General features: G+C 45.3%; 9 protein-coding genes and 2 tRNA genes. 8 read left to right on the top strand and 3 right to left on the bottom strand.

Going from position 1 to position 11,310, the window contains the following annotated elements; all coding sequences use genetic code 11:
* Window positions 1-366 precede the first annotated feature (366 nt).
* Window positions 367-1,500: an AAA family ATPase gene (locus tag HMPREF3034_RS06950; RefSeq protein ID WP_036900468.1), complete on the bottom strand. Its 1,134-nt coding sequence runs from the start codon at window positions 1,498-1,500 to the stop codon at window positions 367-369.
* Between the two features lie 227 nt (window positions 1,501-1,727).
* On the opposite strand from HMPREF3034_RS06950, the gene argS reads away from it, so the two are divergent.
* Complete coding sequence (gene argS / locus HMPREF3034_RS06945; protein WP_036900483.1) at window positions 1,728-3,545, top strand: arginine--tRNA ligase; 1,818 nt, start codon at window positions 1,728-1,730, stop codon at window positions 3,543-3,545.
* An 82-nt stretch (window positions 3,546-3,627) separates the two neighbouring features.
* A complete protein-coding gene (locus HMPREF3034_RS12315; RefSeq protein ID WP_082721723.1) occupies window positions 3,628-4,512 on the top strand; it encodes a DUF559 domain-containing protein in 885 nt (294 codons plus the stop codon).
* A gap of 25 nt (window positions 4,513-4,537) precedes the next feature.
* On the opposite strand, the gene HMPREF3034_RS06935 is transcribed toward HMPREF3034_RS12315, so the two are convergent.
* Complete coding sequence (locus tag HMPREF3034_RS06935; protein ID WP_036900471.1) at window positions 4,538-5,890, bottom strand: MATE family efflux transporter; 1,353 nt, start codon at window positions 5,888-5,890, stop codon at window positions 4,538-4,540.
* A 237-nt stretch (window positions 5,891-6,127) separates the two neighbouring features.
* Between HMPREF3034_RS06935 and pyrE the strand changes: the two genes are divergently transcribed.
* From pyrE to HMPREF3034_RS06915, 4 genes are all read left to right on the top strand, one after another.
* Complete coding sequence (pyrE, locus tag HMPREF3034_RS06930; RefSeq protein ID WP_036900473.1) at window positions 6,128-6,760, top strand: orotate phosphoribosyltransferase; 633 nt, start codon at window positions 6,128-6,130, stop codon at window positions 6,758-6,760.
* 18 nt (window positions 6,761-6,778) lie between these two features.
* Window positions 6,779-7,186, top strand: coding sequence for an SRPBCC family protein (locus tag HMPREF3034_RS06925; RefSeq protein ID WP_062434308.1), 408 nt, complete (start codon window positions 6,779-6,781; stop codon window positions 7,184-7,186).
* Window positions 7,187-7,486: 300 nt separating this feature from the next.
* Complete coding sequence (gene argH, locus HMPREF3034_RS06920; RefSeq protein ID WP_062434305.1) at window positions 7,487-8,848, top strand: argininosuccinate lyase; 1,362 nt, start codon at window positions 7,487-7,489, stop codon at window positions 8,846-8,848.
* Between the two features lie 63 nt (window positions 8,849-8,911).
* Window positions 8,912-9,475, top strand: coding sequence for a hypothetical protein (locus tag HMPREF3034_RS06915; protein WP_062434302.1), 564 nt, complete (start codon window positions 8,912-8,914; stop codon window positions 9,473-9,475).
* A 280-nt stretch (window positions 9,476-9,755) separates the two neighbouring features.
* Here HMPREF3034_RS06915 and HMPREF3034_RS06910 read toward each other — a convergent pair whose 3' ends face one another.
* The gene (locus tag HMPREF3034_RS06910; RefSeq protein ID WP_231725627.1) at window positions 9,756-10,118 is read right to left on the bottom strand and encodes a hypothetical protein; all 363 of its coding nucleotides are present in this window, start codon (window positions 10,116-10,118) and stop codon (window positions 9,756-9,758) included.
* Window positions 10,119-11,092: 974 nt separating this feature from the next.
* On the opposite strand from HMPREF3034_RS06910, the gene HMPREF3034_RS06905 reads away from it, so the two are divergent.
* Both HMPREF3034_RS06905 and HMPREF3034_RS06900 read left to right on the top strand, forming a co-directional pair.
* A tRNA-Gly gene (locus tag HMPREF3034_RS06905) sits at window positions 11,093-11,165 on the top strand.
* A gap of 36 nt (window positions 11,166-11,201) precedes the next feature.
* Window positions 11,202-11,287 (top strand) — tRNA-Leu (locus HMPREF3034_RS06900).
* Window positions 11,288-11,310: the final 23 nt, after the last annotated feature.

The raw sequence follows: 11,310 nt of genomic DNA, 5'->3' as shown, positions 1-11,310 counted from the left end.
TCATGAACTAACAAACTCAACCAATAACTTATAAACTCAAGAACTCACCAACTAAAACCTAAACTCGTCTACTTGTCAACTCAAAACCGTCTCCCTCCCCTTTTGGGGAACCATCGGTCATCGACCGAATAGTCGCTGTCGGCTCAGCCGGTGCGACGGTAAACGAGGGAGGTAATGGCGTGGGTGGGGCTGTAGAGGAGCGGAGAGAGGTTGCTGCAGCGGCTTCTCAGCACTTCTGCCAAGCCCATTCAGCATTGCTGCAAAGCCGAAACAGCGATATTGCCTAGCCCCTGCAGTGAACTGAGGTTGCTAATTTACGAGTCTATTGGTTGATGTATTGAGAATGAAAAAAGATGTCTTGCTTTCTCATATCATCATATTACGATTGAACCACTGTGCAAATACAGGGTCGGTAAGGGTTATAATGTGATTCTCAGACGTAATAATATCACGTTCTAAGAGAGCTTTTTTCAGCCTTCCTATGTTTGAATAACTGCCTAGCCTATAAGTTTCGCGTGTCTCTGCCAATCCAAAATCGGAATGTTCACCACTTACAATGGCTCGAATAAAGTTGGTTTGATATTCCGTCAATGGTTCTACCATCTGCATAAACAGAATCTCATTAACATTCAGCAAGTCGGTTTCGGCTTGTCGGACTTTCTCATCTGTCACACATTCGCCTTCATTCGTTTGTGTATAGAGTATCCATGAGAGTTGCTGGACATAAGAAGAATAGTTATCAACAAAACGACAAATCTCTTCAGCTTGTTCACGAAGAATCGTCCGATTACCATCAGCAAAATGACTAACGATATATTCTACCCACTCTTCCGTAGGTATTTTTTCCAGCGCAATAAGGTCACCGAATTGATAGAAAGGCATACTACGATTGAGGAAAATATTGCTCATCAAATGTTGTTTGCTTCCAAAAAGACAGTATGAGACATGCTCTTGATGTTGCCACACGGCACGTAAACGAGCTTGAATCTGCTTACTACCTTCCATCTCGCCTATTTGCTGGAACTCATCTATACATACAACTATTCGTTTTCCTTTTTTGATAGCAATCTTTTCTGCCAAAGATAAGACTTCTTCGGGGGTGTGCGTCTTAGGAGATATACCCAAAGAAACACTGAATTCTGAATTGGGATCAGGAGAAATAGAGATTTTTGGAGCCAATCGGAAGATAAACTCTCTAGCCTCATCAAGCCAAAGTTCTTGACGGGAGGCCGTCTGCTTCAGCACCTCCGTCGCTAGTTTGTTGTAGAATTCATATTCTGTCTTGCAACTGAATATATCAAGAAACACCATGATAACCTCATTGGAGTCTAGCAATCTACTGACATGCTTCACCAAAGAGGTTTTACCTAAACGCCGAGCAGACATCAAAATAACATTAATACCTGTTTGAAACGCAGTTAATAATCTCTTTATTTCGCGCTCACGACCTGTAAAATTATAGTCACTCACAGCCGTTCCAAAAACAAAATTTCTCCTCATACAATCATGTATATATTGGTTACAGTACGCCAAAGATAGTAAAAAAAAGGTATCAAACAAAACAAAGTAACACAAAGTTGTGTGACACAAGGTTGTGTGACCACGATAGATTGCGATGCAACCAACGTCTTCTTCTGTTTAAAAACGCTGAATGATGGTGGTTTACAATATTTTCTTTATCTTTGCAGTGTTCTTATAAGATAAATAAATTAAGTGATTATATCGGTATGATGATCGAAAACGAAATAAGCAGTTCGGTGCTCGCGGCAGTGAAAGAACTGTACGGACAAGATGTTCCGGAAAAGATGGTACAACTCCAAAAGACCAGAAGCGACTTTGAGGGTAGTCTCACACTCGTGGTATTCCCATTCTTGAAGACTTCTCGCAAGAGTCCCGAAGCCACGGCAGAGGAAATAGGTGCCTATCTACAGGAGCATTGCAAAGCAGTGGCTAAGTACAATGTAGTAAAGGGATTCCTGAACCTCAGCATCGCATCGGCAGCTTGGGTAGATCTGCTCAACGACATTCATGCCAACGAGAAATACGGCGAGAAGCCCGTCACAGAGTCTTCGCCGCTAGTAATGATAGAATATTCATCGCCCAACACCAATAAACCGCTGCATTTGGGACACGTGCGTAACAACCTCTTGGGATGGTCATTGGCTCAAATTATGGAAGCTAATGGCAATCGAGTTGTCAAGACCAACATCGTCAACGACCGTGGTATCCACATCTGTAAGAGCATGCTGGCTTGGCAGAAGTGGGGCGAAGGCGTGACACCGGAGACGAGCGGAAAGAAGGGCGACCACTTGATAGGCGACTTCTACGTGCTGTTCGATAAGCATTACAAGGCAGAATGCAAGGAATTAGAGGCTCAATTCAAAGCTCAAGGCATGACCGATAAAGACGCGGAAGACAAAGCGGCGGCCGAAGCTCCGCTCATTAAGGAGGCTCATGAGATGCTTGTGAAGTGGGAACAAGGTGATACGGAGGTACGTGCGCTATGGCAAAAGATGAACAACTGGGTATACGCCGGCTTCGACGAGACTTATAAGGCTATGGGTGTAGGCTTCGATAAAATCTATTATGAATCGGATACCTACCTCGTAGGAAAGAAAAAGGTAGAAGAAGGATTGGAGAAAGGACTCTTCTTCCGCAAAGATGACAATAGCGTATGGGCCGATCTTACCGGTGACGGACTCGATCAAAAGCTCCTACTACGTTCGGATGGCACATCGGTCTACATGACACAGGATATCGGAACAGCTCAGATGCGCTTCAGCGATTTCCCTATCGACAAGATGATTTACGTAGTAGGAAATGAGCAAAACTATCACTTCCAGGTGCTCTCATTGCTGCTCGACCGCCTCGGATTCAAATGGGGAAAGGAGTTAGTACACTTCTCTTACGGCATGGTAGAGCTGCCTAACGGTAAGATGAAGAGCCGCGAAGGAACGGTAGTTGATGCCGATGAACTGATAGCAGCAATGGTAGACGACGCCAGAAAGACCAGTGACGAACTGGGTAAGTTTAAAGACATGAGCGAGGAAGAGCGTAACGAGATTGCTCGCGTGGTGGGCTTGGGTGCGTTGAAATATTTCATCTTGAAGGTAGATGCACGCAAAAACATGCTCTTCAACCCAGCAGAGAGTATCGATTTCAACGGAAATACCGGTCCGTTTATCCAATATACATACGCTCGTATCCGCAGTATCCTGCGCAAAGCAGCAGCTGAAGGCATCGCATTGCCAACCGCATTGACCGACAATGCACCCCTCAACGAAAAGGAGACAGAACTCATTCAGAAGCTGAGCGATTTCTCTGTAGCCGTGGCACAAGCTGGAATGGATTACAGTCCGAGCGGTATTGCCAACTATTGTTACGAGTTGACCAAGCTGTTCAATCAATTCTACCACGACTACAGCATCTTGAATGCAGAGCGCGAGGACGAGAAAATCACTCGTTTGATATTGGCTGCAAACGTTGCCAAAGTCATTAAGAACGGCATGGCATTGCTAGGTATCGAGGTTCCGGAGAGGATGTAAAGACCTCTTCTCAGTCAAAACACCTCACCAATAGCCCCACTCCAACCCTCCCCAAAAGGGGAGGGAAAATCTCTAATACATCATGTATATCTACGAAACAGCTGAAAGTAGCGAATACGAGCTTCTGAAAAAGTTTGCAGAAGAGAACAGACTCTGCGCAACGGAGGCTGAGCGTATCCTGTGGACTGCATTAAGAGGGAAACAACTGGATACATATAAGTTTCGTAGACAGCATATCATTGGTGAATACATTGCAGACTTCGTATGTTTACACGATAAGCTTGTGATAGAAGTTGATGGTGTTTATCATGAAAGAGGGCTTCAACCGATGCACGACCGAGAACGTACCGAGTTCTTAAACAGCAAAGGATTCAAAGTTATTCGATTCAAAAACGAAGATATTATTGCTAATATAAATGGTGTCATTAATTCAATAAGAACTGAACTAACGCTATTAAAGAACAACAAAATGCAAACATCCATCTCCGCTCCGGTTCTTTCCAAAGAGGCAAAAATAGCAAACCCGCTGCAGAATAATACTCCCTCCCCCTTTGGGGAGGGCCGGGGTGGGGCTGCCATTGCCGTAGACGCAGCTTGCTCAGGCAACCCCGGACCGATGGAGTATCAAGGGATTGACCTACAGACAGGGACACAGATATTCCACTTCGGGCCCGTTCATGGCACGAATAACATCGGGGAATTCCTCGCCATCGTGCATGCGCTGGCCTTGCTAGACAAAAAAGGAATCACAGGATATACCATCTATAGCGACAGTTACAACGCTATATTATGGGTGAAAAAGAAACAATGTAAAACCAAACTGGAGCGCAATGCACAGACCGAACCGTTGTTTCAAATCATTGCGCGTGCCGAACTATGGTTACGTACTCATCGCGTAACCACCCCCGTAGTGAAGTGGGAAACGAAGCAATGGGGCGAGATACCTGCCGATTTTGGTAGGAAATAATCTCTTACCTTTTAATAATTACTCCCTAACTACCATTCACCAACTTCACTTTTAAGTGTCTATACAGCCATAACATGGCCGGTATAAGGAAAACATTTGCAGCTATCCAAGCCACCGGATCACCAAAACATACACCCACAAAATGGTATGCCGGCACTATCCAAAGGCTCACTCCACAACGCGCTATCATCTCCATCACACCACTCAACATTGACAAATTGGAGTATCCCAAGCCTTGGATGGAATAACGAAGCACACACAATAACCCCAAAGCCGGATAAAAATAATTGGCAATACGCATGAAGAGCGCCGCATTTTCAATCACCGCCCGCTGATTACCATCGACAAACAGCAGCATCATATAATCGGCAAAGGGATATATTATAATAAAGGTGAACAGACAATAGACCAACATTATCTTTGTAACCGCAACTATACCGCGTCGCACACGCACCAGTTGGCGTGCCCCAATGTTCTGTCCGCAATAGGTAGCCATAGCTACTCCGATGTTGTCAAACACACAAGTGAACAGGTATTTGATACGCATTGACGCTGTGAAGGCAGCCACATAGGCGGTTCCAAGGGCATTGTTGGCACTCTGAAGCATGATGATACCGATGCCGGTGATGGAGAACTGCAAGCCCATAGGGACACCGCTGTTCAGCAAATGACCTACCATAGAATCATGATAAGCTCTTTCTGCCCCCTGAGGTATCAATATTCGCATGCTTCGACGAATGTACCAAGCACACAATAGCGCTGAAAATCCTTGTGAAAGGAGGGTTGCGATACCTGCACCTTCTACTCCCATACCCAATATAAGTATCAATATCACGTCGAGAACTACGTTCAATACCGATGAAACAATAAGGAAATAAAAAGGTTGACGAGAATTCCCCAGCGCCCGAATGAAACCAGAAAGTAGGTTGTAAGCCATTGTAAAAGGGATGGCAAGAAACTGTAACATCAAGAATACATAGGCTTCATGGAAGATGTCGGAAGGCGTATTGACGAGCCCAAGGATACGATGACACAAGATGCAAGAGGTTCCGGTGATCACTACAGAGAGCACAATGGCGATACGAATAGAATTGGCTACATACGCTCGCATCTTACTATAATCCTTTGCACCAAACGTTTGGGCCACAGGAATTGCAAAACCTGCACACGTTCCATTGCAAAAACCCATAATCAAAAACATGATAGATGTAGACGCGCCGATAGCTGCCAAAGCCCCAACTCCAACCCAACGACCCACTATCGCAGCGTCGATAACGAGGTATAACTGCTGCAATATGTAGCCTAAAATCAGTGGAATAGAAAACTTGAGGATACCTCTTGCAGGCGATCCTACCGTCATATCAGTCACATTACTCATCTTCTTCAATCTTTTCCATGCAAAAGTATCACTTTTTACCGAACTATATAAGCTTTTACCGATGAGAATATGAGAAGTCTCTTAAATACAAAATAAGCTGCCACTATCCCCATCCAACCATCAAAAACACAAAGAATCCTAACACGTAAAGATTTATTTTGAAGTATGCAATATTTAATTTACCTTTGCATAAGATAGGCTACATATCAGCAATATAATGATTTAAACTAATACACTATGGACTCTTTAAAGAAAGAATTCGCATCAAAATTACTCAAAGTTAAAGCTATCAAACTTCAACCTAACAATCCTTTCACTTGGGCATCAGGCTGGAGCTCTCCCTTTTATTGTGATAACCGCAAGACACTATCATATCCAGAGTTGCGCAACTACATCAAACTGGAATTAGTACACGCCATACTCGAAGCCTTTCCTGAGGTCGAAGCCATCGCAGGAGTGGCTACCGGAGCAATTGCTCAAGGCGCATTGGTGGCCGACGAACTACATCTTCCGTTCGTATATGTACGTTCTAAACCAAAGGATCATGGCTTGGAGAACTTGATAGAGGGCGAATTAAGACCCGGTTCAAAAGTTGTAGTAGTAGAGGATCTCGTCTCTACAGGCAGCAGTAGTCTTAAAGCTGTCGAGGCAATACGTCGCGATGGATGCAACGTTATCGGCATGGTAGCAGCTTACACCTACGGATTCCCCGAAGCCGAAGAGGCTTTCAACAAGGCCAACGTGCAGCTTGTCACCCTCACGGATTACGAACATGTGGTGGCCGAAGCGCTCGATACGGAGTACATAGTAGAAAGCGATGTAGAGTTATTACATGAATGGCGCAAGGATCCGGCGCATTGGCACAAGTAAAATAACACCCCATATAACATGAGTACATTTGAAAGTAGCATCCGCGAGATAGCTTACTCGCAGCAAGCTGTCTACGATATGCTGAGCGACTTGAGCAATATCGAAAAGGTCAAAGGGCGCATCCCAGAGGATAAACTCAACGATCTTTCGTTCGATCAAGACTCTATTGCCATCAGCAGTCCGATGGGTGCGGTGAAGTTACACATCATTGATCGCGAGCCACCTAAGACCATCAAGTTTGAAACAGAGCAGAGTCCGCTCCCTTTCAACTTCTGGATACAACTCTTACCGGTGACAGATACGTCGTGCAAAATGAAGCTTACCATCAAGGCAGAGCTCAATCCTTTCATCAAAGGAATGGTTCAGAAGCCCCTCCAAGAGGGTATTGAGAAGATAGCCGACGCCCTACAGATGATACAATATTAATCTCTTTGCGGAGGAATATATCAAGAAAATGCTCATCCTCTTGTAGAGACGGAAAGTTTTCCGTCTCATAAGAAGAGAGCATTTATTACTATCCAACGCATTCAAATGAGGCGGAGTACGCTCCGTCTCTACATGCACAACAAAGAATTTTGGCACTTCTTTAGTGACTGTTTTGCCTATCAAGCAATGAAAGATAGGCGCAGAGAGACGACAAGAGACTTTTATAACAATAAGAAAACAACGAGGGTGGAACAAAAGGGAAACATATTTTGTCCCACACTTTTGATGGAGCGATGACTTATGGCGAACAAACTTTGGGAGAAAGACTTTGAAGTAAACAAGGAGATAGAGCGTTTCACTGTCGGTCGCGACCGCGAGATGGATCTCTATTTAGCCAAATACGACGTACTCGGTTCGATGGCTCACATCACCATGTTGGAATCTATCGGACTGCTAGGTAGCGACGAACTCCCCCTACTACTGGCCGAATTGCGAAACATCTACGACACTTGCGAGTGTGGAGAGTTCTGTATTGAAGACGGTGTAGAGGATGTTCACTCCCAAGTAGAGCTACTTTTGACGCGCAAGCTCGGCGATATGGGCAAGAAGATACACAGCGGTCGCAGCCGAAACGACCAAGTTTTGGTCGACCTGAAACTATTCACACGTCAACAACTCAAAGATATTGTCGAAGACGTCAAAGTGCTTTTCGACGAACTTATCGAAAAAAGCAACCGTTACCGCGACGTTTTGATGCCGGGTTATACGCATTTGCAGATAGCCATGCCGAGCAGTTTCGGACTTTGGTTTGGCGCTTATGCCGAGAGTTTAGCCGACGACATGCTCTTCCTTCAGGCCGCTTGGCGCATGACCAATCGCAATCCGCTGGGCTCGGCAGCAGGCTATGGTTCTTCATTCCCATTGAATCGCACGATGACAACCCGCCTGTTGGGCTTCGACTCTATGGACTACAACGTGGTATATGCGCAGATGGGGCGTGGCAAGACAGAGCGAAATGTGGCTTTCGCCATGGCTTCCGTGGCCGGCACATTAGCCAAAATGGCTTTCGACGCTTGCTTGTTCAACAGCCAAAACTTCTCGTTTGTGAAGTTACCCAAAGAATGTACCACCGGTTCAAGCATCATGCCGCATAAGAAAAACCCCGATGTCTTCGAGCTGATACGTGCCAAAAGCAATAAGCTACAGAGTCTTCCGCAGCAGGTTATGCTCATCATGAACAACCTACCCGTAGGTTATTTCCGCGATTTACAAATCATCAAAGAAGTCTTTCTGCCCGCTTTCGACGAACTCAAAGACTGCCTCCGGATGACAGCTTACATCATCAACAAGATGGAAGTGAACGAGCATATCCTCGACAATTCCATGTACGACCCCATGTTCTCGGTCGAAGAAGTGAACCGATTGGCCGCCGAGGGCTTGCCATTCCGCGATGCTTACAAGAAAGTGGGACTGGAAATCGAAGCCGGAACATTCAAGGCCGACAAGGATATACACCATACTCACGAGGGCAGTATCGGCAATTTGTGCAATGACAATATCCGGTCGCTGATGGAACAGACCATCAGTGAGTTCCATTTTGAACAAATGGAACAAGCCGAGAAAGCCTTGCTCGCAACGGGCCAAAGCAACGATAAGCAGTAATCCGTCAGTAAATAAACTTTTGACAGCTATCTTCCGGCAACTTCCAATAACTCTTAAAGGCCTATGAAAAAATTCCGCTTAACCAGTCTGCTAGCTATAATGCTATTGTTTACGACGGCTTGTAACACCAACCACGAGTACAGTAGATACCCTTGTTATGTTGTCATTGACAACAGCGTGCACCAAGATCCCGTGCTCGCACAGGCCATGACACCCTACGCCGGAGTCTTCGTAACCCTCACCGTCACCTCTCATGGTGGCGCACAATATTTCCGTTTTGTCAGCAATCAAAACACTTTCCACGAATCAATCTTCAACGCTATCGACTCACGCCGCTCGTTCCAATTGGGCATGAATGGAGCTTTGATAGTAGGATTCGGCAACTCTACCGACGCTACCTTTTATGCCTACGACCGCGAATGTCCCAATTGTTTCAACCCGGATGCCATTCCCGTGCGTAGCAAACCGCTCGCAGTTGCCTCCAATGGCATTGCCACCTGCCCTGTATGCCATCGCTCTTACGATTTAAACAATGGCGGTTTTATTGTCAGTGGTGACTCCGGCGACAAGCTCATACGTTATCCTGCATCCTCAACAGGAGCTCTCGGCGTACTGTCAGTAAGATAAACCGTATTTCAAACCATCCCTATAATAAAAATGGGTACCCAATTTCTTGGATACCCATCACAGATTTGATCTAAACAGTATATAAGACTTCCGCTATTGCGAAAGTGAAATTACTTCATCTTTATTTGTTCTTTAACTTATCGGCAAATGTCGATTTACTCCCAATAACTCCTTGAATCAAAACCTCTGCGTATGCATGAAGCCTATCAACATAGGTCAGTTAACTTCCGATAACTCCCTAGCCGAAGGCTTTAACTCCCAACAACTCCTAAATAAGTCCCTACTTCAACCCCCTGTTTTCAAGCGTCGTATTGAGCAATAACACGTATTTAGCGAGTTGTTCCTTGTTCAACACATAGCGCATATTGCGTATATCGTTGGCCACGGCACGCTCTACCATCTCACGTTTATCATCCTTTGCTGCCACAGCGGCATTGTTCATCTCAATGGTAAAGGTGTTGTGTACATCCTCAGCTATCGAACGTTGGTCAGACGAGAGACGTAAAGTCTCGGCCAATTTGCGGAAATTAAAGTTAGTATTATATACACTTGATACTTCTACAGCATTCGATTTTTCCTCGCCTGCAAATGCTGTCGTCATACCTAAAAGTGCCACAAGAGCTATCATTATCCTTTTCATCATCTTTCTACCTTTCTATATTCAGAGACTCCCCTATCCTGTTTGGAGCCTTACTTTTCGCTGTTATCCTATTATAAATACGGTGTAAAGATAGCAACATTCCTCCCATCCCACAACACTTTTACCCACCTGTTTACGCAAACACCTTCATTTTTTGACCTACATCAACATAGAAGGTCGGCAAAAGTCTTTATATAATGGTGTGAGATAGAAGATTTTTCGTCTCTACTTCTCTTTGTCATGACAATAAGCCACAGCGTGGCTATCTCATATATTAGCAGCCCTCGCAGCCCAATAGCAACTGTTTGATGATATAATTGAATTCGTAGGGACGCGACATGTCGCGTCCGCAGATATGTATATGCTACAATGCTGGAATAAAGAAGGTTGTGTATTCCCTCTCGAATGCGGCATGCCACATCCCTACAAAAGCCCCACCCCGCCCCGCCCCAAAGGGGGAGGGAGTGGTGGGTTAGGGTTGATGGAATAGAGAATAAAGTTTATCGGCAGCTTTTACCTCTTACTTTTTAACTCTCACCTCCTATCTTTTACCTCCAAACTCTATCCCCTCCCCTTTCGGGGAGCGTTGGGGTGGGGCCTTTGCACCGCCCCCTCAGCATCGCTGCCTCGGCTCTTCAACAATGCTGCCCGGTCTTTGCAGCAACGCTGCCCCAGCCCTGCAGCGTATAGAGAGTGAAGAGTAAGCAGTGAGAAATGAGAGTTTTGAGGATTTAAAACCAACAACAGTAGAGACGAAAAGTCCGCTGCCTTACAAGCGAACTACAACATATTGTCGGCTTATACCGACTATTATATCTAAGGACAAAACATAGAACAGAACCCAAATAGCAGACACTGCTCCAACACTCTCAATTCCTTGCTTTTACAAAAAAAATGTAATTCGTTTGGCTATTCCGAGATTATCAACTATCTTTGCATCCACGTTGCAGAACGAGGTAGCTCGTTTAGCATGCTACGCGGAAATAGCTCAGTTGGTAGAGCACGACCTTGCCAAGGTCGGGGTCGCGGGTTCGAGTCCCGTTTTCCGCTCTCTTTACATTCTGAAAGACAACAAAGATTCCAGTAGCCGCAATGGTGGAATTGGTAGACACGAGGGACTTAAAATCCCTTGGCCAGTAATGGCTGTGCGGGTTCGAGTCCCGCTCGCGGCACTTTTTACCTCCTAAACTTTAAT

The sequence above is a fragment of the Prevotella sp. DNF00663 genome, from assembly GCF_001553265.1.
GTDB lineage: Bacteria > Bacteroidota > Bacteroidia > Bacteroidales > Bacteroidaceae > Prevotella.
The sequence above is the reverse complement of the archived record's forward strand: the minus strand, read 5'-3'. Positions and strand labels throughout refer to the sequence as shown.

What these genes read in the sequence shown, in the direction of transcription:
- HMPREF3034_RS06950 (WP_036900468.1), bottom strand. Translation starts at nt 1,500, where the DNA reads ATGAGGAGAAATTTTGTTTTTGGAACGGCTGTGAGTGACTATAATTTT.
- pyrE (WP_036900473.1), top strand. Translation starts at nt 6,128, where the DNA reads ATGGACTCTTTAAAGAAAGAATTCGCATCAAAATTACTCAAAGTTAAA.
- HMPREF3034_RS06935 (WP_036900471.1), bottom strand. Translation starts at nt 5,890, where the DNA reads ATGAGTAATGTGACTGATATGACGGTAGGATCGCCTGCAAGAGGTATC.
- HMPREF3034_RS06915 (WP_062434302.1), top strand. Translation starts at nt 8,912, where the DNA reads ATGAAAAAATTCCGCTTAACCAGTCTGCTAGCTATAATGCTATTGTTT.
- HMPREF3034_RS06925 (WP_062434308.1), top strand. Translation starts at nt 6,779, where the DNA reads ATGAGTACATTTGAAAGTAGCATCCGCGAGATAGCTTACTCGCAGCAA.
- HMPREF3034_RS12315 (WP_082721723.1), top strand. Translation starts at nt 3,628, where the DNA reads ATGTATATCTACGAAACAGCTGAAAGTAGCGAATACGAGCTTCTGAAA.
- argS (WP_036900483.1), top strand. Translation starts at nt 1,728, where the DNA reads ATGATGATCGAAAACGAAATAAGCAGTTCGGTGCTCGCGGCAGTGAAA.
- argH (WP_062434305.1), top strand. Translation starts at nt 7,487, where the DNA reads ATGGCGAACAAACTTTGGGAGAAAGACTTTGAAGTAAACAAGGAGATA.
- HMPREF3034_RS06910 (WP_231725627.1), bottom strand. Translation starts at nt 10,118, where the DNA reads ATGATGAAAAGGATAATGATAGCTCTTGTGGCACTTTTAGGTATGACG.